25 protein-coding genes are annotated in these 23,362 nt (G+C 62.1%); 17 read left to right on the top strand and 8 right to left on the bottom strand.

The window, feature by feature from the left end:
• Window positions 1-90 precede the first annotated feature (90 nt).
• A complete protein-coding gene (locus tag G8E03_RS00605; protein ID WP_166187448.1) occupies window positions 91-1,788 on the top strand; it encodes a response regulator in 1,698 nt (565 codons plus the stop codon).
• On the opposite strand, the gene G8E03_RS00600 is transcribed toward G8E03_RS00605, so the two are convergent.
• The 3 genes from G8E03_RS00600 to G8E03_RS00590 all read right to left on the bottom strand — a co-directional run bounded on the left by G8E03_RS00600 (window position 1,754) and on the right by G8E03_RS00590 (window position 6,282).
• Complete coding sequence (locus G8E03_RS00600) at window positions 1,754-4,033, bottom strand: glycosyl hydrolase family 28-related protein (RefSeq protein WP_166187446.1); 2,280 nt, start codon at window positions 4,031-4,033, stop codon at window positions 1,754-1,756. The two genes, G8E03_RS00605 and G8E03_RS00600, sit on opposite strands and share 35 nt — an antisense overlap.
• Window positions 4,034-4,188: 155 nt before the next feature.
• A complete protein-coding gene (locus G8E03_RS00595; RefSeq protein WP_166187444.1) occupies window positions 4,189-4,590 on the bottom strand; it encodes a DUF4864 domain-containing protein in 402 nt (133 codons plus the stop codon).
• A gap of 108 nt (window positions 4,591-4,698) precedes the next feature.
• Window positions 4,699-6,282 carry a lysine--tRNA ligase gene (locus G8E03_RS00590; protein ID WP_166187441.1) on the bottom strand — a complete coding sequence of 528 codons (1,584 nt, stop codon included), beginning with the start codon at window positions 6,280-6,282 and terminating at the stop codon, window positions 4,699-4,701.
• Window positions 6,283-6,371: 89 nt separating this feature from the next.
• On the opposite strand from G8E03_RS00590, the gene G8E03_RS00585 reads away from it, so the two are divergent.
• Together G8E03_RS00585 and G8E03_RS00580 are read left to right on the top strand one after the other, a co-directional pair.
• Entirely contained in the window at window positions 6,372-6,791 is a 420-nt protein-coding gene (locus G8E03_RS00585) for a tellurite resistance TerB family protein (protein ID WP_166187439.1), read from the top strand.
• Between the two features lie 67 nt (window positions 6,792-6,858).
• On the top strand, window positions 6,859-7,266 hold the full coding sequence (locus G8E03_RS00580) for a (R)-mandelonitrile lyase (RefSeq protein ID WP_166187437.1): 408 nt from the start codon (window positions 6,859-6,861) through the stop codon (window positions 7,264-7,266).
• A 21-nt stretch (window positions 7,267-7,287) separates the two neighbouring features.
• Here G8E03_RS00580 and G8E03_RS00575 read toward each other — a convergent pair whose 3' ends face one another.
• Window positions 7,288-7,890, bottom strand: a complete 603-nt coding sequence (locus G8E03_RS00575; protein ID WP_166187435.1) for a nicotinate-nucleotide adenylyltransferase — start codon at window positions 7,888-7,890, stop codon at window positions 7,288-7,290.
• 58 nt (window positions 7,891-7,948) lie between these two features.
• Entirely contained in the window at window positions 7,949-8,419 is a 471-nt protein-coding gene (locus tag G8E03_RS00570) for an MOSC domain-containing protein (RefSeq protein ID WP_166187433.1), read from the bottom strand.
• Window positions 8,420-8,494: 75 nt separating this feature from the next.
• Between G8E03_RS00570 and ettA the strand changes: the two genes are divergently transcribed.
• The 4 genes from ettA to G8E03_RS00550 all read left to right on the top strand — a co-directional run bounded on the left by ettA (window position 8,495) and on the right by G8E03_RS00550 (window position 13,886).
• Window positions 8,495-10,150 (top strand): energy-dependent translational throttle protein EttA, encoded by a 1,656-nt coding sequence (gene ettA / locus G8E03_RS00565; RefSeq protein WP_166187431.1) that lies wholly within the window; start codon window positions 8,495-8,497, stop codon window positions 10,148-10,150.
• A gap of 337 nt (window positions 10,151-10,487) precedes the next feature.
• A complete protein-coding gene (locus G8E03_RS00560; protein WP_166187419.1) occupies window positions 10,488-11,993 on the top strand; it encodes an ATPase domain-containing protein in 1,506 nt (501 codons plus the stop codon).
• Entirely contained in the window at window positions 11,990-13,453 is a 1,464-nt protein-coding gene (locus G8E03_RS00555; protein ID WP_166187417.1) for a sensor histidine kinase, read from the top strand. Before G8E03_RS00560 ends, G8E03_RS00555 begins: the two co-directional genes overlap by 4 nt.
• A 31-nt stretch (window positions 13,454-13,484) precedes the next feature.
• Window positions 13,485-13,886: a response regulator gene (locus G8E03_RS00550; protein ID WP_166187414.1), complete on the top strand. Its 402-nt coding sequence runs from the start codon at window positions 13,485-13,487 to the stop codon at window positions 13,884-13,886.
• Window positions 13,887-13,940: 54 nt separating this feature from the next.
• Here G8E03_RS00550 and G8E03_RS00545 read toward each other — a convergent pair whose 3' ends face one another.
• The 3 genes from G8E03_RS00545 to G8E03_RS00535 are packed head-to-tail and all read right to left on the bottom strand — an operon-like array spanning window position 13,941 to window position 15,734.
• Complete coding sequence (locus tag G8E03_RS00545; RefSeq protein WP_166187412.1) at window positions 13,941-14,858, bottom strand: MBL fold metallo-hydrolase; 918 nt, start codon at window positions 14,856-14,858, stop codon at window positions 13,941-13,943.
• Window positions 14,858-15,298 carry a YeeE/YedE family protein gene (locus G8E03_RS00540; protein ID WP_166187410.1) on the bottom strand — a complete coding sequence of 147 codons (441 nt, stop codon included), beginning with the start codon at window positions 15,296-15,298 and terminating at the stop codon, window positions 14,858-14,860. The genes G8E03_RS00545 and G8E03_RS00540 overlap by 1 nt, the downstream gene beginning before the upstream one ends.
• Window position 15,299: 1 nt before the next feature.
• Window positions 15,300-15,734, bottom strand: a complete 435-nt coding sequence (locus G8E03_RS00535; protein ID WP_166187408.1) for a YeeE/YedE family protein — start codon at window positions 15,732-15,734, stop codon at window positions 15,300-15,302.
• A gap of 94 nt (window positions 15,735-15,828) precedes the next feature.
• Here G8E03_RS00535 and G8E03_RS00530 point away from each other — a divergent pair, with 94 nt between their 5' ends.
• From G8E03_RS00530 to G8E03_RS00485, 10 genes are all read left to right on the top strand, one after another.
• Window positions 15,829-16,131, top strand: a complete 303-nt coding sequence (locus G8E03_RS00530; RefSeq protein ID WP_205793160.1) for an ArsR/SmtB family transcription factor — start codon at window positions 15,829-15,831, stop codon at window positions 16,129-16,131.
• Window positions 16,132-16,165: 34 nt separating this feature from the next.
• Window positions 16,166-17,386 carry an alpha-D-ribose 1-methylphosphonate 5-triphosphate diphosphatase gene (locus G8E03_RS00525; RefSeq protein ID WP_166187406.1) on the top strand — a complete coding sequence of 407 codons (1,221 nt, stop codon included), beginning with the start codon at window positions 16,166-16,168 and terminating at the stop codon, window positions 17,384-17,386.
• An 86-nt stretch (window positions 17,387-17,472) separates the two neighbouring features.
• Entirely contained in the window at window positions 17,473-18,423 is a 951-nt protein-coding gene (locus tag G8E03_RS00520; RefSeq protein WP_166187404.1) for a hypothetical protein, read from the top strand.
• A 51-nt stretch (window positions 18,424-18,474) separates the two neighbouring features.
• Window positions 18,475-18,933: a universal stress protein gene (locus tag G8E03_RS00515; RefSeq protein ID WP_166187402.1), complete on the top strand. Its 459-nt coding sequence runs from the start codon at window positions 18,475-18,477 to the stop codon at window positions 18,931-18,933.
• A gap of 190 nt (window positions 18,934-19,123) precedes the next feature.
• The gene (locus G8E03_RS00510) at window positions 19,124-19,684 is read left to right on the top strand and encodes a NifU family protein (protein ID WP_166187399.1); all 561 of its coding nucleotides are present in this window, start codon (window positions 19,124-19,126) and stop codon (window positions 19,682-19,684) included.
• A 67-nt stretch (window positions 19,685-19,751) separates the two neighbouring features.
• Window positions 19,752-20,318, top strand: coding sequence for a tRNA (adenosine(37)-N6)-threonylcarbamoyltransferase complex dimerization subunit type 1 TsaB (gene tsaB / locus G8E03_RS00505; RefSeq protein ID WP_240910376.1), 567 nt, complete (start codon window positions 19,752-19,754; stop codon window positions 20,316-20,318).
• The gene (locus tag G8E03_RS00500; RefSeq protein ID WP_166187397.1) at window positions 20,315-20,740 is read left to right on the top strand and encodes a GNAT family N-acetyltransferase; all 426 of its coding nucleotides are present in this window, start codon (window positions 20,315-20,317) and stop codon (window positions 20,738-20,740) included. The genes tsaB and G8E03_RS00500 overlap by 4 nt, the downstream gene beginning before the upstream one ends.
• Before the next feature lie 203 nt (window positions 20,741-20,943).
• A complete protein-coding gene (locus G8E03_RS00495; RefSeq protein WP_166187394.1) occupies window positions 20,944-22,287 on the top strand; it encodes a TldD/PmbA family protein in 1,344 nt (447 codons plus the stop codon).
• On the top strand, window positions 22,274-23,053 hold the full coding sequence (locus G8E03_RS00490; protein ID WP_166187391.1) for a 3'(2'),5'-bisphosphate nucleotidase CysQ: 780 nt from the start codon (window positions 22,274-22,276) through the stop codon (window positions 23,051-23,053). The genes G8E03_RS00495 and G8E03_RS00490 overlap by 14 nt, the downstream gene beginning before the upstream one ends.
• A gap of 58 nt (window positions 23,054-23,111) precedes the next feature.
• Window positions 23,112-23,354, top strand: coding sequence for a DUF4170 domain-containing protein (locus G8E03_RS00485; protein WP_166187389.1), 243 nt, complete (start codon window positions 23,112-23,114; stop codon window positions 23,352-23,354).
• Window positions 23,355-23,362 lie beyond the last annotated feature (8 nt).

Below are 23,362 nucleotides of genomic sequence, written 5' to 3'. Positions count from 1 at the left end.
CCTCAGCAGAGGGGGCGATGCGACGTGCCGACGGGGGCCACAACCACTACAGCCGAAGTCACGCGACAGATTTCCGTGCTGAACAGCGATATGAGGTTTCGCGTCCCGGCCACGACCGTGATGCTGATCATTTTCCTGTACTTCGTGGACCTGTCGGCGGCCATCTATTCAGGTGCGATCTATTATATTTGTGAGCTCATGCAGTATCGCATCGGACGCAAATACATCAAGAATCCCAGCAAAGAACATTACGCCCAGATGATGATCGCTTCGACCCTCGCGGTCAGCAGCGTCCTGTTGCCTGTCGTCATGATGTGGCATCTGGGGACCATGTATCCGCGCGTGATATGCGTCTCGATCCTGACGGCGACATTCCTGCACGTCGCACTGATCCGTTCGCCCCACTTGAGATTCGCAGTTGTCACGACCATCCCGTTGATCTGCGCTTTCTACTATTTGATAATACTGCAATATTTTGAAAGAGCAGATGTGGGGGTTCTGCTCGTAAGTCTGCTAGGCGTGACCGCATTCAACGCGTATTTCATGTTGGCAGTGTTTACCTACAACCGCTTCCAGCGCGCTTTGCTGATTGCCAGCGACGCCGCACGGGCGGCGAGCACCTCGAAAAGTCAGTTCCTCGCCACGATGAGTCATGAGTTGCGCACCCCGCTGAACGCGATCATGGGTGTTAGCCAGCTGTTGCACGATCAACCGCATCATCCGGCCTCTGCGGTTCGCATCGCGGCGCTGCAAAGGGCATCGTTCAGTCTCAAGGCTCTGGTGGACGACGTGTTGGACCTGACGCGGATCGAGCAGGGCATGATCGAATTGCGTCCGGTTCGCACGAACCTGAAGGACGAGATCTCCGCCATAGCGGAGCTGCACCGATCCGTCGCGATCGCGAAGGGGCTGTCCTTCGAACTGCGCTTCGCGCGGAATATACCAAAAGACCTTATCTTCGATCCGTTGCGGGTACGCCAATGCGCCACCAATCTGCTGAACAATGCGCTGAAGTTCACGGATCGCGGAAATGTCAGCATGACCGTCAGGACCGCGCAAGCGCAGGGTGACGAGGTCCGGGTGGAGATCGAGGTCAGCGATACGGGCATCGGTGTTCCGCCCGGAATGCGCCACCATCTGTTCGAAAGCGGATACCAGTCTGACGTTCCCCCCGCCTCATCCTCCTGCCACCGTCCGAGCGGTGCTGGTCTGGGGCTGAGCATCTCGCGTATGCTCGCACGGCAAATGGGTGGGGACATCACGTTGGTTTCCCAGATCGATGCTCAGATGGGCGCGACATTCCGCTTTACCTTCACAGCGCAGGTGGCTGGTCCGAAGCAGCCCGACACGACCGACACCGCCGCAAATCCCCTGACGATGGCTGTGCGAAACATCCTTGTGGTGGACGATATCGCCACCAATCGCATGGTCGCCGCCGCGTTCGTCGAGGCGGAAGGCCTCAACGCGACGCAGGCGGCAAGCGGGGCCGAGGCGCTCGATCTTCTTGCTCGGGGCCAGTTTGACCTCGTGCTGCTGGATATGAACATGCCGCAGATGTCCGGCCTGGAAACATTTCAAGCCATCCGGGCCTCGAACACGGCATGGGCCTCGATTCCCGTGATCGCCCTGACCGCTGACGCCATGCCCGAGGACACCGCACGCTATCTGCGTGCGGGCCTCGACGGCTATCTGGCAAAACCGCTCGACAAAAGAGCCTTGCGCGCGGAAATCTCCTCCGTCTTCGAGGGCAGGATCAACTGTGAAGATCGCAACGGACATGCACGATGACACCGCCGCCCACAGGTTCGGACCAGGTCAGCCCGATCGCATCGGCGGAACTGCCCTGCTTGACCGCCACGCGCGGCAGGCGTCCGTCCCAGCCGGAGTTGATCGCGTATGTTGGACTGACCCCATCGACCGTCAACGCCCTCAAGCCGAAGGGCAGACGCCCCGCAGTCGGAACAGTCCAGGTCGTCGCGGACCCGAACTTGGTGTAGGGCACCGCCGCAGGGTTTTGCGTCCGTATCACAACATTCTCATAGACGTTGCCCGTAAAGGTCACGCCGCGCGTGCGCGTCGGGTCCAGCGTCCCCCGGTCCGTATCGACATCGTCCACACGCTGGATGATATCGCCCCCGATGGTCTTGAACGCATTGCCTGTCACTGAAATCCCGTCGATATACCGGTTCGCTCCGATCGGGGCGATGCGGATATAGGTAAAGCTCCTGAGCACGTCGGAACAGGTGAAGATATTGCCCGTGATCGTCAGGTTTCCATAGGGATTGTCGTTTGTCGTGTTGGCATTGTGCTCATCGGTCAGTTCGATGAACGCATTGTCGCAGTAGTTACCGGTGAACACGGTCTTGACGTTCTTGTTGGTCAGCACGACCCCGGCGGAGCGTGCGGCGCCTTCCCCCGCATTGTCACCCTGCCACCAGTGGTTGCCAACGAACAGATGCCCGCCACCCGCCACGACGGCAAAATGCAGGAATTGCACGGCGCGGTTGTTGCGGATCTTCATGTCGTTCTTGTTGGTGTTGAACGCGATGGAGGTCCGCTGTCCCACATCCTGATCGCCATCCGGTGACAGAAATTCGTTGCTCTCGATCGAGATGCCGTTGCAACCCTCCCCGATCGAGGTGATGGCCCGATCCTTGGGCCGCACGAACCAGCAATCGTGGATGTGCCAGGCTGTACCGCTTTGCGCCAGCATCACGGCGGAGGCCCGGCGGTTGCACAGAAACTCGATCTGCATCAGGCATTGCCGGTTGATCGAGGTGAATCCCGAATAATCCAGCATGTAGCGAAACCGGGTGAAGCTGTAGGTCTGCGTGCCCGCTGCGGCATAGAGGGGTTGGCTCAGGATCAGCTTCGCGTTCGGGATATCGACCTCGCGGACATAAACTTCACGCCCCACGCCGGTGCCTTCGACCAGGCTGCCCTGTTCGATCTGCGCGACGTTGACCACATCGGTCAGTTCCAGCGGTTTCGCGCTGTCATAGCTGGCGGAGGAGGTGGCTGTGGCCTCGTTCCAGGCGGAGGAACTGGCCGCCTCCAGATAGCCATTGCGGATCGCGCGGCGGTTTCCGAACGTGTCGCGGTCGCCCACAGCGGCGTGCACATCCACCGGGCGCGTCAAGCGGATCTGACGTCCGCACAGGTCCAGGCTGTCATGGTCGGTAAAGGCATAGAGCGCCCCCAGCGCGCGTTCCAGCGCGACCTGTTCGTCCTGAAATGCGTCCAGATAGGTGTCGTAATTGTAGTTATGCGTCAGTGCGACCCGACCGGGTGAGGAATGCGCGATCTTTCCCGTGAACCGCACCCGCGCGTCCAGCGTCAGTTCCGACCCGATATAGAACTCGCCCTCAGGCACCAGCAGATCGCGCCCGGCGCTGGCCGCGTCGGCCGCATAGAACGCATCGGTATCGTCGGTGACGCCATCGCCTACCGCGCCGTAATCGCGCACATCCACCCAATCCATCAGATTGCGCAGAAAGTTGGAGGTGGCGTCCTCGATCACGATGCTCTCAATCCGCACGGAACAATTGTTGTCGCCGATCAGGTCCAGCCCAAAATGTGCCCCGGCGACATTCTGAGCCCAGACCAGATCGACCCCGCCGCGCGCGCCCTGGCCGACGATTGCGGAGACCTCGTAAACCTCGCCATAGGTTTCCAGAAAGACGGCGTCGCCGGTGGTCGGCATCGTTGCCTCTGCCCCGCCATTGGTCAGGGGATAGGCCGCGATGCGAACCGAGGGGCGATTGCCGCCGACCAGCTTGACCCGGGCGGAGACGCGCAGATAGCAACCTGGAGTGATGGCAGTCTGTTCAGTATAGCGCAGTTGCTGCACGCTGTCGGTCTTGAAGATTTCGAGGCATTCGCCAAAATCCGCATCCCCCGCAACCAATGCCGCGTTCGGGGCGTCCTGATAGGTCGCCTGACCTGCCAATCCGTCCTGACTGGACCAGACGGAGAGACCGTCGGAAAATGCGGGCGGCATCAGGTCGATACCGTCGGTGACTGCCTTGTTCATCGATCAAATCCTTTCGCCCGACGGGCGCGAAGGATTTGAAGTGAAAATCGGTATCGCGCCGACTGTGCCGGTGCTGAAAATCTCCACTGAAAAATATCACCGGGACGAATCCGGCGAAGGTCTTTGTCGCATATGCCCGTTAACGTGGGGTTAATTCAGGCCCCGGTACCACTTTCGGGCAGCAGTTGAACGCCGTTGATCCGCCAGATTCCGTCCACCTGCACCACTTCGTATTCAGCGACGTAACTGCGCGTGTCCCCTCCCAGCACGACCTGTTGAAAGAACCTTTCACCCTCCTGCCGTAACAGTGAGAACCGAATGGAGGCGGGCCGCCAGACCATCGGATAACCCTCCCGTATCATTGCGCCAAAACCGTCGGCGGTGCCAAACATGTTCTGGATCATGGGTGAGGCATGCGCGAACGCCGCATCGAAATCATCGCGCTGAAAGGCGTCGATCTGCTGGGCAATCACGTCGCGTACTGCCGCCTCATCCGCCCGTGCCGCACCGGGCAGCATCAGCGCGAGCACGACGATCAGTCTGAGTAGTATGCGCATGACGATCCTCCTCCGGTGCTTCGATAGCATGCCGCAGCGAAGCGTCCCGCAGCGACATATCGAAACTCTATGGAAGCTACGCGCCACCACTCCTGTTTGTTTCACGGCTCAGTTGGTGACGAAGACCCCGTTCAGCGCCTGATCAATCAGGGCCACCGTTTCATTCACGCCGTAGAGCGCCACGAATCCTCCGAAACGTGGTCCCTGGGTTGCTCCCAGCAGCACCTCGTAGATCGCCGCGAACCACGCGCGCAGCGGCTCAAACCCATGCGCCTTGCCAACAGCGAAGACCTCGGATTGCAATGCTTCCGCCTCCACCGGGCCGTCCCACGCCGCCAGTCGTTCGCGCAGATCGCTCAGCGCGGCGCGCTCCTGTTCGGTGGGCAAGCGGTAGACCTTGGCAGGTTTCACGAAGTCCTGGAAATAGCGCACCGCGTGGGCTGCGGCGCGGTCCAGCCCGGGATGGCTCTCAGCTGACGCATTCGGCGCATATTTGCGGATAAACCCCCACAAAACATCCTTGTCCTCGGCATTCGCGACCGAGGCGAGGTTCAGCAGCATCGAGAACGTCACCTCCATGTCGCTGACCGGCACCGTGTCGCCATGGATATGATGCACGGGATTGTTTAATCGCTGGGCGTCGTCCTGATCCACATAGGCACGCAAATGCTGGTGATACTCATCCTCAGCCTTGGGGATCACATCGAAATGCAATCGCTTCGCAGTCTTCGGCTTTTGGTACATGAACAGTGACAGGCTTTCGGGGCTGGCATAGGTCAGCCAGTCCTCCATGCTCAGACCATTGCCCTTGGACTTCGAAATCTTCTGCCCTGCGGAATCAAGGAACAACTCATAAGTCAGCGTTTCGGGCAGCGGTTCACCCAGGGCTGCACAGATCTTCTTGGCCTGCGTGACACTGTCGATCAGATCCTTGCCCGACATTTCATAATCCACGCCCAGTGCGGCCCAGCGCATCGCCCAGTCCGGCTTCCACTGCATCTTGACGTGGCCGCCGGTAACGGGGATTTCCACGCGCTCGCCATCCGGCTCGGCATAGACGATGGTGCCTTTGGCCACGTTGCGTTCCAGCGTCGGAACCTGCAACACATGGCCCGTCTTGGGCGACACCGGCAGGAACGGAGAGTAGGTCGCGCGGCGTTCTTCCCCCAAAGTGGGCAGCATGATCGACAGCAGTTTGTCGAACCGCTCCAGCGCGCGCTGCAACATCTCATCGAAGCGGCCAGAGAGGTAATAATCGGTGGAGGAGGCGAATTCGTAGTCGAACCCGTAGGAATCGAGGAACGCCATAAGCCGCGCGTTGTTATGCGCCCCGAAACTGTCATGCGTGCCGAACGGATCGCGCACGCGGGTCAGCGGCAGGTTCAGATCCTGCTCCAGCACTTCGCCATTCGGTATGTTCGTGGGCACCTTGCGCAGACCGTCCATATCGTCCGAAAAGCAGAGCAGCTTCGTCGGGATATCCGACAGCGTCTCGAACGCCTGACGCACCATCGTGGTGCGCGCAACCTCCCCGAACGTGCCGATATGGGGCAGACCGGACGGGCCGTAGCCCGTCTCAAACAGGACGAAGCCCTTTTGAGGCGGCTTCTTCTCGAACCGTTTGACCAGCTTGCGCGCCTCCTCGAAGGGCCAGGCCTTGGATGTCAGTGCAAGTTCTGCGAGGTCGGTCATCGGGTCATACTCCATGGAATGCGCGCACACCTATTGAGGGGGCGGTGCCGCGTCAATATATCGGAATTGACCGACAACAGGAGAATTCCATGACAGCTCAGCTTTCGGCGCAGGATGCGCTTGTCGCAACCATGATTGCCGTCTCTGCCGCGGATGGCGCGCTCAGCGACCGTGAAACGGATTCGATCAGACGGATGATTGCGGTGCTGCCGATCTTCGACGGCTACGATCCCGCCCATCTGCCCACTGTGGCGCAGATCGTGTTCGACCTGTTCGAGGATGAGGACGGCGTCGATGCTCTGGTCGGGTTGGTGGATGATGCGTTGCCCGGCACCCTGAACGAGACAGCGTACGCGCTGGCCTGTGATGTCGCCGCCGCCGACGGCACCGTGCAGATGGAGGAACTGCGCCTGCTCGAAATCATCCGGCACGACATGAACGTCGATCGACTGGTCGCCTCCGCTATCGAGCGGGGGGCCCGTGCCCGCCATGCCAGATTGCCCGGCTGAGCTCCTGCGGGGCAGGTGCGCCTCAAACGGGAATATTTCCCACGACCCGACCAAGAAGGATCCGACGATGAGCCTGATCATCCACCGCAACGGCGACCGCGCGACCGTGTCCGCCCCTGCCGAAGCCTTTACCGGAACTGTCCTGATCTCCCCCGTGATCGTGACGCCAAAGCCTGCCAGCATCCGTTCCGTCGATGTCAGCTTCGCGCCCGGTGGGCGGACGTTCTGGCACCACCATCCGATGGGGCAGACCTTGCGCGTGACCTCCGGCATGGGGCTGGTGGCGTTGCGCGGCGAGGCTCCTCAGGTAATCCGCGCGGGCGATACCGTCTTCATCCCGCCGGATGTCGAGCATTGGCACGGCGCCACGCCGACCACCGGGATGAGCCACATCGCCTTTCAGGAGGAACCGGAAGGGGAGACCGTCTGGCTGGACGCAGTAAGTGAGGATGATTATACCCTCACGCCCGCGTGAGCGTCGCGTGCGAGGCAAGTCCTAGCGTGTCCAAAGACCCGCATTGCGGATCGCGGTGGAGCTGAGATCGACCATCGGGCCGGTCACCATGGTCCAGACCGGCGGTGTCATATGCGGCAGCAGATGCGCCGCTCCTTCTTCCAGCCGTGCATCCGTGAACATCCGCGCGGCCGGTGACAGACCCGCGCGGACCTGCTCCCCCGGTCGGGCCAGAACGCCGATCGGAACCGATCGGGCGATCCGCTGCCAGTCATCCCACTTGTGAAAGCTCGCCAGATTGTCCGCGCCCATCAGCCAGACGAACCGCACCCGTAGATACCGTGCCTGCAAGGCGCGGATCGTCTCGGCCGTGTAGCGCGTGCCAAGCTGAGCCTCGATATCAGTCACATCTACACGGGGGTGTCGCATGATCGCGCGTGAGGCCGCAACGCGCCGGGCCAGCGCTGCCGGTGCATCGGCCTTTAGTGGATTGCCGGGTGACACCAGCCACCAGACGCGATCCAGCCCGAACCGTTTCAGCGCCTCACGCGTGATATGGACATGCCCGGCATGGGGCGGATCGAACGACCCCCCCAACAACCCGACGATCTGCCCGTCGGCGGCGCGCGGCTGCCCCGTTTGCATTTGCTTCGCGCTCCAACCGCTTGCGATGTGTGCTTGTCGGATTTGCAAGGACCCGTTGTCAACCGACGGGCAGGGCGGATACGCGATCATTGACGCGCACGGTGCCCGGCTCGATCACCTCGGCGCACCATCCGCCATGTCCGCGCAGAGCCGCGTATCCGCCATTTCCCAGAACCTCCTCCATCCGCGAACATGGCGCGCAAACCGTCGACCAGCGCAGCAGTGCCGATCCCATACGGACGCTCCGTCCCTTGAGCGCGGTCAGGTTGATACCGCTGACCACGATGTTTCGACGCAGCATCTGAGGCAGCACGTTGCGCCCGATCAACGCGGCGATGACGTCCAGATGCTCCGCCTGTATCACTGTCACCGCCCGCTTGCCCGGTCGGCCATGATCGCCCGTCAGTCCGTCTGCGCCGATCTCGACCTCTTCGCACGGCAGCAGGGCCTCACGCCGGGCGGGCCGGATGCCGATCCACTCCACCCGCCCGGGCCCGCCGGTGAGCGCGATCAGTTCCTTGAGTTCCATCACTGCTCCCGTTGCTCCTCACCTTCAAAACCCTTATCTCCACTCCAAACCTGAATTCAGACCCGGAGTGTTCCCATGGCCGCTTACCAGTACGTTTACCACATGGACGGCGTGTCCAAATCCTATCCCGGCGGCAAGAAGCTGTTCGAGAACATCCGCCTGTCCTTCCTGCCCGGTGTCAAGATCGGCGTCGTGGGCACCAATGGTTCGGGCAAGTCCACGCTGATGAAGATCATGGCCGGCATGGACAAGGACTTCACCGGTGAGGCATGGGCCGCCGAGGGGGCGAAGGTCGGTTACCTTCCGCAGGAACCCAAGTTGGACGACAGGCTGAACGTGCGCGAAAACGTCATGCTGGGCGTGGCGGAGAAGAAGGCCATCCTCGACCGCTACAACGAGCTTGCCATGAATTACTCCGAAGAAACGATGGACGAGATGACGGCCCTTCAGGACCAGATCGACGCCGCGAACCTCTGGGATCTCGACAGTCAGATCGACGTCGCGATGGAGGCTCTGCGCTGCCCGCCCGACGAGGCCTCGGTCGATACGCTCTCGGGTGGTGAGGCCCGCCGCGTCGCGCTGTGCAAGCTGCTGCTCGAAGCGCCCGACATGCTGCTGCTCGATGAGCCGACGAACCACCTGGATGCGGAAACCATCGCCTGGCTGCAACAGCACCTGATGGACTATAAGGGCACGATCCTGATCGTCACCCACGACCGCTATTTCCTCGACGACATCACCTCCTGGATTCTGGAGCTGGATCGCGGCCGCGGCATTCCCTACGAGGGCAACTATTCCGCGTGGCTGGAGCAGAAGGCCAAGCGGCTGGAGCAGGAAGCGCGTGAGGACAATTCCCGCCAGAAGACGCTGGAGCGTGAGCTGGAATGGATGCGCCAATCGCCCAAGGCCCGTCAGGCCAAGCAGAAGGCCCGCATCAACTCCTACAACGAACTGGCCAACAAATCCGAGCGTGACAAGGTCGGCCGCGCCCAGATCGTCATCCCCAACGGTCCCCGCCTCGGCGCGAAGGTGATCGAGGTCGCGGACCTCAAGAAATCCTACGGCGATCGCACCCTGATCGAGGGGCTGAGCTTCTCGCTGCCGCCGGGTGGCATCGTCGGCGTGATCGGTCCCAACGGCGCGGGTAAATCGACCCTGTTCCGCATGTTGACCGGGCAGGAACAGCCGGATGAGGGCACGGTGGAATATGGCGATACCGTCAAGCTCAGCTATGTGGACCAGTCGCGCGATGCGCTCGATGGCGACGCGACCGTCTGGCATGAGATCTCCGACGGGCTGGACATCATGAAGCTGGGCGATGCGGAGATGAACTCACGCGCTTACGTAGGCGCCTTCAACTTCAAGGGCGGCGACCAGCAAAAGAAGATCGCCATGCTGTCAGGTGGGGAGCGTAACCGCGTCCACATGGCCAAGCTGCTCAAAGAAGCGGGCAACGTCCTGCTGCTCGATGAGCCGACCAACGATCTGGACGTGGAGACCCTGCGCGCCCTGGAGGATGCCTTGGTGGACTTCGCCGGTTGCGCCGTCGTTATCTCCCACGACCGCTTCTTCCTCGACCGTCTGTGTACGCACATCCTCGCTTTTGAGGGCGAAGCCCATGTCGAATGGTTCGAAGGCAACTTCGAGGATTACGAGGAAGACAAGAAACGCCGTCTGGGTGCCGATGCGTTGGAGCCGAAGCGGATGAAGCACAAGAAGTTTGTCCGCTGATACGCGGAACATTCCGACACTCCACAAATGACGTTGCCCGTCTGCATGGTGCCGCAAGTGCCGCGCCATACAGACGGGTTGTTTGTGAATGAGCGGGCGAGCGGACCGCCCCGCCCGCGAGGTACGTCGCCACACAAGGAGGCGGCACGCGACGTCATCCTGTGGCAGGTATTGCGACGGAGATACAGCGTCGGGCCCGATTGTGTTACGCTCTTGAGCAACTGCGAAATAAATACCCGACGCTTTGCCCAAGTTCAGGCAAATTAAACGTGAAATATTGCTAGCATGTCCCAGTTGTATTTGAGGAATCGTGTAGCGCCAGACAGGAGACGTAATTATGCCAAGCACCTCCACGACAGATCCCGACCGGAGGCTGGCAACCGGCACGGCTGGCTTGGACAATGTTTTGAATGGCGGGATCACGCCGCGTCGCCTGTATCTGGTCGAGGGGACGCCCGGATCGGGCAAGACGACCCTGGCGTTGCAATTCCTGATGGAGGGGCGATCACAGGGCGAAACCGGTCTGTATATCACTCTGTCCGAAACCGTGAACGAGCTTACCGCAGTCGCCCGATCGCATGACTGGACTCTCGACGGGATCGAACTGTTCGAAATCATCGCCGAGGATGAATTCGCCACGGCGAACGAGCAGTCCCTGTTGCATCCCAGTGAGGTGGAACTGGGTGAGACTGTGCGCGGAATCATCGAATTGGTCGAGAGGCTCGACCCCGCCCGCGTTGTGCTCGACAGCCTGTCCGAACTGCGCCTTCTGGCGCAAAACCCCTTGCGGTATCGCCGTCAGATCCTGGCGCTGAAACACTTTTTCGCGCGTCGCAACTGCACCGTTTTGATGCTGGACGATCGCACCGCGGAACCCGGCGATCTGCAACTTCATTCGATCGCGCACGGTGTCATCTCGCTTGAACATCTCGCCACCGATTTTGGCTCCGAGCGCCGCCGGCTGCGGGTCATCAAGATGCGCGGCCTCAAATATCGGGGGGGCTATCACGATTTCACCATCGAAACGGGGGGCATCTGTGTCTATCCTCGCCTGATCGCGGCACATCACCATCGGGAATTTCCCGCCGAACCAGTCACGACAGGTCTGGCGGAGCTGGACGCCTTGCTGGGCGAGGGTCTGTTTCCAGGCACCAATGCGCTGTTGACGGGGCCGGCGGGGATCGGAAAGACGACCACGGCTGTGCATTGCATGATCGCGGCGTTGAAGCGTGGGCAGAGGGCCGCTTACTTCCTGTTCGACGAACGGCTGTCCACACTCATGATCCGATCCAAGGCTTTGTCGATGGATCTGCAGCCCTATATCGACAACGGTCTTCTTCAAATTCGCCAGATTGATCCCGCCGAATTGTCCCCGGGGGAGTTTGCCAGCGCCGTGCGCGACTCGGTTGAGGGTGACGGGGCAAGCGTTGTCGTGATCGACAGCCTCAACGCATATCTGCACGCGATGCCGAGCGATAATTTCCTCGTTCTTCAGATGCACGAATTGCTCAGCTATCTTTCGCAACAAGGTGTCGTGGCGCTTATGATCTTGGGCCAGCATGGGGTGACGGGCGATCTGCGAACAGATCTCGACATCAGCTATCTGGCCGATACCGTCATGATGCTGCGCTTCTTCGAGGCGGGGGGCGAGGTTCGCAAATCTATCGCCGTTATCAAGACCCGAACATCGGATCATGAACGCAGCATACGCGAATTTACGATCACCCCGAACGGGATCGGGATAGGCGAGCCCATCCGCAGCTTTACCGGCATTCTGTCCGGATCGCCGGTCTATACTCGAGAACTGGGCAACCTGCTTTCGGAGGAGGGCAGCGAGAAGTGAGCACGTCATCCGATCACCTCGATGGCGGGGGGGCTACCTCGGCGGATGTTTCGACGTCGGTCGCTGTGCTCGCACCCAAGGGGCGCGACGCGGCGGTCGCTGTTCAGGTGTTCTCCAAAGCCGGGATTCCATCGCAATCCGTTCCGAACTTGCAGGCACTGGCGTACCTGATCGAAAGACAGATCGGGGCGATCCTGATCACGGAGGAAGCTCTGAGCGGCCCCGGCGCGGACGCAGTGGCGCAGGCTATCGCATCGCAACCGTCCTGGTCGGATGTGCCGTTCATTGTTCTGGCGAACGGCACCATCGCCCGTCGAAGTGATCATGCTGCGAGCAAGATGGACGTGCTCCGAAATGCCGTCCTGCTGTCGCGTCCGTTGCACGCCGAGGAACTGATCCGCGCGATCCGGTCTGCCCTGACGGCCAGATGCCGGCAATACACCGCGCGCGATCAGATGGAGGAGTTGCAGCTTCGTGAACGTCAGTTGTACGAGAGTGAGGCGAAATTCCATGCGATCACCAATTCCGTGGACCAGATGATCTGGTCCACACTGCCGGATGGGTTCCACGATTATTACAACGATCGCTGGTACGCCTTTACCGGCGTTCCCCATGGATCGACGGACGGGGAGGGATGGAACGGAATGTTCCACCCCGATGATCAGGAGCGCGCGTGGCAGCGATGGGACCGGTCCCTGAAAACGGGTGAACCGTATGAGATCGAATATCGTTTGCGTCACAGATCCGGCGAATACCGCTGGGTGCTGGGCCGGGCGCAGCCTGTCCGGGACAAGGACGGTACGATCGTGCGTTGGTACGGCACCTGTACCGATATACATGAGATCAAGATGGCGGAGGAACAGCGCCAACTCATGCTGGGTGAGATGAATCACCGGGTAAAGAACACCCTCGCTATGGTTAACGTCATGGTCTCCCAGACCTTGCGCCGGGCCGACAGCCTGGAGGACGCGCAGCTCTCAATCCAGTCGCGGATCGGGATGATGGCGCAGGCGCATGACCAATTGATCAACGCAACCTGGACGGAGACCCATATCCGCGAGGTCATCAACGCCGCCCTGGCGCCCCATCGCACGGGTGAGAAACGATTCGAGATCGAGGGGCCGGATATCCCCATCGGTTCCAAACAGGCACTGGGATTGACCATGGCGCTGCATGAGCTTTCCACGAATGCCAGCAAATACGGGGCCTTGTCAGTGCAGCAGGGAAAGGTGTGCGTCACCTGGTGCGTTGAATCTCACAACGATGACAACACGTTTCGGTTCCATTGGGTTGAGCGTGACGGCCCCACGGTCGCCCCGCCCTCACGTCGTGGCTTCGGCAGCCGCATGATCGAACAGGCCCTCGCCGGATATTTTAACGGACGGGCGGAACTGTCTTATGACCCCGCGGGTTTGAGTTTTGACCTCACAGCACCGTTGACTGGTTTGACGCTGCAATAATGCGAGCCGAAGTTAACGATATGAGTGCCGAATGACCGTGAATACCCGCAAACCTCCTGCCGTTCTCATCGTTGAGGACGAGCCGCTGATCCGTATGGACGCCATTGATATTGTCGAGGATGCGGGGTTCCGAACCTATGAGGCCGCCTCCGCCGATGCCGCTTTGCTGGTGATGGAGCGTGTCGATGACATTGCGATCCTGTTTACGGATGTCGATATGCCCGGTTCCATGAACGGGTTGGAGCTTGCCGCCCATGTAAGGGACACCCGACCGTCGGTGAAGATCCTCATCACATCGGGAATTTTCAATGTGGATCAGTCACCCCTGCCGAATGGGTCGGTGGTGATACAAAAGCCATATGCGATGGGCCATGTGACCCGAAAACTACAGGAAATCGCCGCCGAACTCGACGCGCCCTGCGATCAGGACTGATTTTCGGGGCTTCTCAGGCAGTGCCGCCGACCCTGCCAGCGGCCCTGAGCCTTCTCAGTCGAAGCGATTGACCGGCAGTTTCAAATAGACGTTTCCGTCAGTTTCCGCCGGGGGGAGCCTGCCGCCCCGCAGGTTCACCTGCAGCGCCGCGAGGATGCGGTTCGGCAGGGAAAGCGTCGCATCACGCTTTTGCCGTCGCGCGATGTAATCCTGTCGGTCGGTTCCGTCCTTGACGTGAATATTGTGCGCGCGGTGTTCGGCAACCGTGGCCTCCCACGCGGGATGGTCACGCTGGTCCGTGCCGTAATCATGGCCGACATTCAGGCGGGTTTCTTTCGGCAATGCGAGGATGGCCTGGATCGAATCCCACAACTCCGCCGTGTCGCCGCCCGGAAAATCCGAGCGTGATGTCCCGGCGTCCGGTTGCATCAGTGTATCGTGCACAAAGGCCGCGTCCCCGCAGACATAGGTGATCGACCCGAGCGTATGGCCCGGCGACAGCATCACGCGCATCTCCAACTCTCCGATCATGAAGGTCTCACCATCCTCGAACAGATGATCGAAATCACGGTTCACGTCGAACGTATCCGGCATATTGTACAGGTCCGCCCAGATCTCCGCGATCCGGGGCACCATAGCGCCGATGGCGTTGGGCGCGCCTGTCCGCTCCTTCAACTGGGCGGAGGCCATGACATGATCCGCATGAGGATGGGTGTCGAGCACCCAGCGCACGGTCAGGTCATTGTCGCGTACGATATCGAGGATCTGATCCATGCTCCCGGTGGAAAAGCGATAATTCTTGGGATCGAAATTCCATACCACGTCGATCAATGCGGCTTCGCGGGTTTTCGGATCGGCGCAAATATACTGTATGGAACCTGTGTCCGGCTCATAAACGCCCCAGACATCGGGGCTGCCCTGTCCTGTCGAGGGTGAGCGGCGCACGGTGCGACTGTTCAGAGGGTCTTCCATCAAACGGCTCCTTTCCTGCGGAATACGGTCGGATCGGGTGTGTGGCGGGCCAGCCACATGCCCGCCAGCATGAACGGAACGAACACCAGAGTGCCCGTTGCGCTAATGGGCAGGGCCGTCAGCGCCGGACCCGGGCAAAACCCGCCAAGCCCCCAGCCTATGCCGAACAGGCCCGCGCCGGTCAGCAATTTCGGGTCCAGATCGGTGCGGCGCGGCATCTGGAACCGTTCGTCGAAAAACGGGCGGTCACAGCGGCGGGTCAGCCAAGCGAAGCCGGGCGCGGTGACGAGGATCCCGCCCCCCATGACAAAGGCCAGGCTGGGATCCCAAGTGCCAAAAACATCCAGAAAGTTCAAAACTTTCGCAGGATCGGACATGCCCGAGATGATCAGCCCAAGACCGAAGATCAAACCGGATATGAGGGCGAAAAGCTGCTTCATGTCAAACTCCGGTCAAATGGCGGGCGATCAACACGGTCGCGAACGCGGTGGCCATGAAGGTCGCAGTGGCCGTGATGGACCGGGCCGAACCTCGGCTGATACCACACACGCCGTGCCCTGATGTGCAACCGTTGCCATAGACCGAGCCGAATCCCACCAGCAGGCCTGCAAGTGCCATCAAAGCCGAATTGGACGGCACCCATTGCTGTGGCCATCCGCCCGTTACCAGAAACCATATCGGCGCGGCGAGTAGCAGACCCAGAATGAAGGCCGCTGAAACGCCGCGCTCCTCACCCTTTGTCTTGCGGGCGAATATGTTCGATGTCAGCCCGCTGATGCCTGCAATTCCTCCGGTTGTGGCCATCAGCAGCACGGATGCGCCGCCGATCATCATGCCGCCGCCCAGTGACAGCCAGGGGGTAAATTCGGTTTCCATCTTGCAACTCCGTGCCGTGCTGCCTGCTACGATGCGCCTTGCTCGTCTTGCTGTGATCCTATATTCATGTGTGCGAATATTCAACGGGTGGAATATGATTGGCGCGGACGATTTTCTGGAGGGGGATATTGCCGGTGCGGCGTCGTTGATGACGATGCTTGCTTCCGAGGCGCGATTGCAGATCCTCTGCCGATTGCTGGAAGGGGAACGATCCGTCGGCGATCTGGCGCAGGCATGCCGCCTGTCGCAACCGACCATGTCACAACAACTCAAGCGTTTGAGAGAGGCAGGGCTGGTCACTGGCCGCCGGGAGGGGCAGACGATCTTCTACGCCATTAAGGGCCGTGAAGTAGCGGTCGTGCTGAAGACGCTTCACAGTTTGTACTGCGCTCGCTAGGGCGCATCGCGTTCGCGGGAATTGCAGCGCCACGATGCGTTGCATACTGTGCGACGCATCTGGTTCACCTTCTTTCCAACGTATCGGGGCCTTTCCCATTCCTGTCAGTTCGCAAATTCGTACGGAGGATGAGGGCGCACCGGCCTTGCGTCTGGTGGGGGCGCGGGCCCTGTTCGATCTGCACACCGAACCTGCCGAAATCTCCATCGTGGGGGGGCGGATCGCGGCCAGTGGCGGGCGGGATGTGGATCTGTCGGGGTGCCTGCTGCTGCCGGGGATCGTCGATCTGCACGGCGATGCCTTCGACAGGCACGTTGCGCCCCGGAGGGGTATGGTCCGCACTCCGGCTGACGGGCTGCCCATGTTGTCGTCCGAGCTGGCGGCATGCGGCATCACCACAGCCTATCTGGCTCAATTCTGGAGCTGGGAGGGCGGAATGCGCAGTCCCGACTTCGCAAAAGCATTGGCACATGCGCTGGCCGATTGGCGCGGCGACGTTGATCTGCGTATGCAGTTGCGAATTGAAACGCACATGATCGCGGATTTCAACGCGATCGCACGATTTGTGCGCAAGGCGGGTATCGACTACGTCGTGTTCAATGATCATCTGCCCCACGCGGCCCTGGCCCGCGAAGTCATACCGCAGCGTCTGACCGGCGCGGCGTTGCGGGCAAAGCGGTCGCCTGAGGCGCATCTGCGCCTGATCCGCACATTGGCCGCGAACGCGCCGCAAGTCCCGGTGGCGTTGGCCCGTCTGATCGCGGAGTTGCCGCCGATCCGGCTGGGCTCGCATGACGATACAAGCGCCACGGTCCGGGAAACCTTCGCTGGCATGGGGGTCGCCATAGCGGAATTTCCCCTCGTGCCTGAGGCTGCGCATGGGGTCGCACAGGGGGCTGTGATCCTCGGTGCGCCGAATGTGGTCCGGGGGCGGTCGCACGGGCGCGGGCCTTCGGCCATTGACCTGATCGGGCAGGGGAAATGTACCGCGCTGACCTCTGACTATCACTATCCCGCCCCCCTGCAGGCGGTGCACAGACTGGTGGCCGGGGGGATGGCGCTGGGCCAGGCATGGTCGTATGTTTCCGCGAACCCGGCCCGATTGATGGGGCTGTCGGATCGGGGCAAGATCGCGATCGGGGCGCGGGCGGACCTCGTCGTGCTGAACGCGGACAACCTGTCACTGATGGCGACGTTCGCAGCGGGCCGTCCGGTCTGGATGCACCCGGACATGGCGACGAGGCTACTGCGGTGAGGCTGGTTCGGGCAAGGCGATCTTCGAAAGGATCGGGGCTGGCACCCATTCACGCAGTTCGGATCGCAGCGCGGATCGCGGCCTTGATGACCACGGTCGGTTTGATGTGGGGCGTGGCGCAATCGCACCCATGGCTGACCCCCTATGTGGAGCGTTCGGCCCGGGATGTCGCCCTTATCCTCGACGCGGCGACGGCGCGAAACCTCGACCCGGGCTGGGTGGACGCGCAGCTTCGTCTGGCCGTCACCGCGCAGGATCGCGACCGCGTCGCTCTGATTGCCGGGCTGGCCGAGCGATATGACGTGCCGCTGGACCCGGCGTTGAAGGCGCAGGCGGATCAGGTGGGTGAGATCTCCGTTGCGCAAGGCGTGATCGTGTGCGGCGCCTGCGCCTACGATCTGAACAGTTGCCCCGGTCTGGCCGAAGTCGTTTCGTGCAATCTGCCTGTGGAGCTGACCCCGCTGGGAGACGTGAACGCCCTGCGGCGCGGGGCCGTCGATTGGTGGCAGGATCAGCCGGTGGATAGGTTCGACGTGGCACTGGCATCGGTCGGGCTGGCGGCGACGGGTCTGGCGGTGGCCAGCGGGGGAACCAGCGTCACGGTAAAGATTGGCGCGTCTGTCCTGCGGGTCGGTCACAGATTGGGTCGTGTGAACGCCCGCCTGTTGCACGCGGTGTCGCAAGGTGCGGACAGCGCGGCGGGACTGCGCGGCTTGCGCGTCATGGCGGGCGATCTGGCGGATGTGCGACAGCACACGTCGCTGGCCGATACGGTAGCATTGTTGGCGCATGTGGATGATGCAGGCGACGCCGCCCGCCTGGCCCGCGTAGCGGAGGCCGCCGGTCCCGCCACGCGCGGGCATTTCGAGGTTCTGGGCAAGGGCCGGGTCTTTCGCGCGCTGGTCAGGCTCAGCCGGCCGATGATCGCGCTCGGCGTCCTGATTCTGGCCCTGCTGACACAGATTTCTGGGATCATCGCCAGTCTGCTGGTCCATCATCTGACCCGGCACAGGCGGTTGCGCGGTGCAAGGCGATAGGTCATCCTCACCGACGCGCCTGTGCCGCGCGATTGAGAGGGAGGCTCTACAATGCGCAAATTCCTGGTGGTTCTGGACGAAAGCCCTGAGTGCATCAACGCCATTCGCTTCGCCGCGTTGCGGGCGTGCAGCACGACCGGCGGGGTGCAAATCCTGTCGGTGATCCAGCCCGAAGTCTTTCAGCACTGGGTGGGGGTCGGTGATCTGATGCGGGCCGAGGCGCGACAGGTGATCGAGGAAAAATTCGCTTTCTTCGCGGAAAAGATGCGCCAGAACGAGGGGATCGACCCCGAGCTGGTCATCCGTGAGGGGGAAACGGCGAAGGAAGTCCTCGCCCAGATCAAGGAGGATCGCGAAATCGGCGTTCTGGTTCTGGCGGCGGGCACGCATGGCGACGGGCCCGGCCCGCTGGTCACGCAGCTTGCGGGACGGATGGCGGGCGACATGCCCGTGCCCGTGACGGTGGTGCCGGGGGGGATGACACTGGAGCAGATTCGTTCGGTTTGTTGAATCGCGGACCTGGCCTATCGGCCTTCAAAACGATTAGGTTGCCTGAGGCAGAGTTGTCTGGCGGCGTCTGCAATGGCGTGGAAGGTCACACAGGATGGGGAACCGCCACGCCAACTTGGAATCATTCCAGATATATCTTGAACATTTCGCTCAGGATGGGCATTTTGAAAAGTAACCAAGGAGTACCCCCATGTTCATCCAGACCGAAGCAACGCCGAACCCCGCGACCCTGAAGTTTCTGCCCGGTCAGGCGGTCATGTCAGCCGGCACCGCCGATTTTCCCAGCGTCGAGGCCGCCGAGGCGTCGCCCCTAGCCATGCGCATCTTCGCGGTGGAGGGTGTGGCCGGTGTGTTCTTCGGCCCGGATTTCGTGACGGTCACCAAAACGGATGCGGTCATGTGGGATCACATCAAGCCTGCGATCCTGGGTGCCGTGATGGAGCATTTCCAGTCTGGCGCCCCGGTGATGAGCACTGATGCCGGCACGGTCGATCATGCGGAACATTCCGGTGAGGATGAGGAAATCGTCACCCAGATCAAATCCCTGCTGGACACCCGCGTTCGCCCGGCCGTGGCCCAGGATGGCGGTGACATCACATTTCACGGCTTTGACCGTGGCGTGGTCTATCTGCACATGCAGGGCGCGTGTGCGGGATGCCCTTCCTCCACCATGACCCTGAAGCACGGGATCGAGAATCTGCTGCGCCATTACATCCCCGAAGTGACCGAGGTTCGTCCTGTCGGGGTCTGACCTGCGCATCCTCGCCTTCGACACATCGGCCGCGCATTGCGCGGTCGCTCTGTTCGCGGGAGGACGGATGCTTGCCCATCAGCGTGAGGAGATGGACCGCGGACAGGCGGATCGTCTGATGCCGATGCTCAGCTCCGTCGGTAACGGTTTCGACGTAGACGCGCTGGCCGTATGCACCGGGCCGGGCAACTTTACGGGCATCCGCATCGCTGTCGCTGCGGCGCGGGGGCTGGCGATGGCAATGTCCATTCCAGCGGTCGGTGCTAGCCTGCTCGAAAGCCTCGCGCCGCGCGAAGGGGAGGCTCTGGTCCTCGCCGATGCACGCCAAGGGCGGCTCTATACACAGCTGTACCGGGACGGGCAGGCGGTGCGCGACCCCGATATGATGCAGATGGAAGAAATCGCGCAGGCCGCACCGCAAAACTGGCACATCGTCGGTCATAGAGCGGAGGAGGTCGCGCAGGCACTTGCCGCGCCGAGCTGGGACGAGACTGCCCATGCCGACCTGTCAAACATGGCCCGCATTGCGCAGGCACGCGTGTCGGCAGGCGACGTGACACGCCCGTCACCGCTATACCTGCGGCCCGCCGATGCCGCGATCTCCAGCGAGGCACCGCCGGTTCTGCTGCCATGACGGCGCAACGGCTCGCGGCGCTTCATGCACGCTGTTTCAGTGACGGCCCGCGACCGTGGAGCGTGACGGAGTTCGCGGATTTTCTGGCCTCCGATCTGGATTACGTCCTGCACGGCCCCGATACACTAGGCGTGGTCAGGGTGGTCGGGGATGAGGCGGAGTTGCTGACGATCTGCGTCGATCCCGGCGCGCAGGGGGCGGGTCGCGGGCGCGCGATGCTGAACCGCCTGATCGCAGAGGCGCAGGCGCGCGGTGCGACAGCGATGTTTCTGGAGGTCGCCGCGGACAATGCCGCTGCCCTTGCCCTCTACAGTGCCACAGGCTTCGTCCAGACGGGACGGCGGGCGGGATATTATCGCCGTGGCGGGGGCATGGTGGACGCGCTGGTAATGGTGCGCGCGCTCCCCTTGCAACAAGGCTGACACGCGGATCCATCCTGCGCAAATTGCGGGTGAAGAACCTGTGTGATTTGAATCTCCTGCTCTATGACTTGCGAAGGGTGGGGGAGATTTGGCCATTTGGCGCGGCCCGAGGTGGACCGGTTCCAGCTTGGGCGCGTCGGATTGTGGCGCGGCAGACCCTCTGCGGCCTTGACCAGGACCCGCCCGCGCGCCAAGTCGGATACATGACACAAAACCTCTCCGACCTGACCCACGCCCTGATCGACGCCGCCAGATCGGCGGGTGCCGATGCCGCTGACGCTGTCGCGATTTCCGATGACAGCCTTTCGATCGAGGTGCTCAAGGGTGCCCTGGAACATGCGGAACGGTCCGAGGGGACCGAAATCGGCCTGCGCGTCATGATCGGGCAGAAACAGGCGAGCGTCTCAGGCTCCGACACGCGGTCTGAGATGATTGCCACATTGGCGGCGCGCGCTGTTGCAATGGCGCGCATCGCGCCGGACGACCCTTGGTGCGGGCTGGCCGATGCGGACATGCTGTCGGATGTGCGGGATGCCGGTACGCTCGACCTGATCGACGACAGCCAGCCCGATCCGCAGGAGCTGGAACGCTGGGCGCTGGAGGCTGAGGCCGCGGCACTGCAGGTCAGTGGCGTCATGCAGACGCAGGCCTCGGGCGCGGGCTGGTCGCGACGCCGGATGCATCTGGCGGCGACCAATGGCTTCAGCGGCGGCTATGGCCGCACCGGCTGGTCCGTCTCCTCCGTTGCGATCTCGGGCGAGGGGCTGGGGATGGAGCGTGACTACTACGCCGACAGCCGCACCCATTCGGATGAGTTGATGAGCCCGACGGAAATCGGACGCTTGGCGGGTGAGCGGGCCGTGATGCGCTCAGGTGCCAGCAAACCGCCCACGGGCCGGTTCCCTGTGCTCTATGATGAGCGGATCAGTTCCGGCCTGATCGGACATCTGGTGCAGGCGTCGAACGGTGCCAGCATCGCGCGTGGATCAAGCTGGCTGAACGATGCGCTGGGCAAGCAGGTTCTGCCTGATGGCATTGACCTGATCGAGGATCCACACCGCGTCCGCGCCGCAGGCTCCCGTCCCTTCGACGGCGAAGGTCTGCGCACGAGGCGCCGTGCTCTGGTCGAGGATGGCCGCCTGACAGGCTGGACGCTGGACCTGTCCACGGCGCGGCAACTGGGCATGACATCCACCGCGAACGCGGCGCGGGGAACGGGCGGTGCGCCATCGCCCGCAGTAGGCAACCTGACGCTGACCCAAGGTGACAGAACGCGCGAGGATCTGCTGGCCGATATGGGGACCGGCTTGCTGATTACCTCGCTGATCGGATCGTCGATCAATCCCACGACCGGCGATTATTCGCGCGGCGCATCGGGTTTCTGGGTCGAGAACGGCCAGATCGTGCGCCCCGTCAACGAATGCACGGTCGCGGGAAATCTGCGTGACATGTTGATGAGCATCGTCCCCGGCAACGACGCCCGTCCGCATTTGAGCAGGGTTGTCCCCAGCCTGCTGGTCGAGGGGTTGACCATTGCCGGAGCATGAAGCCGACCGCACACTGTTGATCGAGGCTGCGCAGGACGCGGCGCAGGTCGCGCTGCGCCATTTCGGAGCCTCGCCGCAGGTTTGGCAGAAGAGCGGCGGCCAAGGCCCCGTTTCCGCCGCCGATCTGGAAGTGGACCAGTTGTTGCGCGAAGGCCTGCTGGCCGCGCGCCCCGATTACGGCTGGCTGTCAGAGGAAACCGCCGACGCGCCCGACCGGTTGCGCCGCAAACGTTGCTTCGTGGTCGATCCCATCGACGGGACGGTCAGTTTCCTCAAGGGCAAGCCGAGCTGGGCGATCTCTCTCGCTGTCGTGGAAAACGGTACGCCGGTTGCGGCGGTCGTCGCAATGCCCGTAACCGGCCATGTCTACAGCGCGACACGGGGGCGTGGGGCGATCTGGAACGAACAGCCGATGACGCTGACACGGGTCGCGGACCTGCCGCGCATCTCGATCCCTAAGAACCAGTTGGCAGCCGAATTCTGGCCCGCGGGCCCTGCCCAGATCACTCCGGTGCATGGCGGGGCGCTGGCCCTGCGCCTGACCCGTCTGGCCGAGGGGGATGTGGACGGCACGGTCACATTTCGGCCTGTGTGGGAATGGGACATCGCGGCGGGCGCCCTGATCGCGGCGGAGGCAGGGGCGCGGGTATCGGACCGGGCCGGCCTGGACCTGAGCTTTAATTCGCCCAGCGCGCAGTTGAACGGACTGATCGCGGCGGCACCTGACCTGCATGCCGATCTGATGACGCGCACGGCGCGAACTTGACCTTCGACGCGCCGTGGCTACGGTGCGGGCAACTTCAATCCCGGTAGTGGAGAGACCTATGACACAGCGCTTGCACTTGGTATTCGGCGGCGAACTGATCGATACGCAAAGGACGACGTTCGCGGACGTGTCCAAGATCGACATCGTAGGCATCTATCCCGATTACAAGAGCGCCTACAGCGCATGGAAGGACGCCGCTCACCGCACGGTGGATGAGGCTCAGACCCGCTATTTCATCGCCCATCTGCACCGCCTGCGCGATGAGGAAATCGCCGCGTCGCCCACCGAAGAACTGGACTGAAGCGGCCG

Origin of the sequence: Pontivivens nitratireducens (assembly GCF_011290545.1) — a bacterium.
Taxonomy (GTDB): Bacteria; Pseudomonadota; Alphaproteobacteria; order Rhodobacterales; family Rhodobacteraceae; genus Pontivivens; species Pontivivens nitratireducens.
This window is presented reverse-complemented; position numbering and strand designations above follow the sequence as displayed.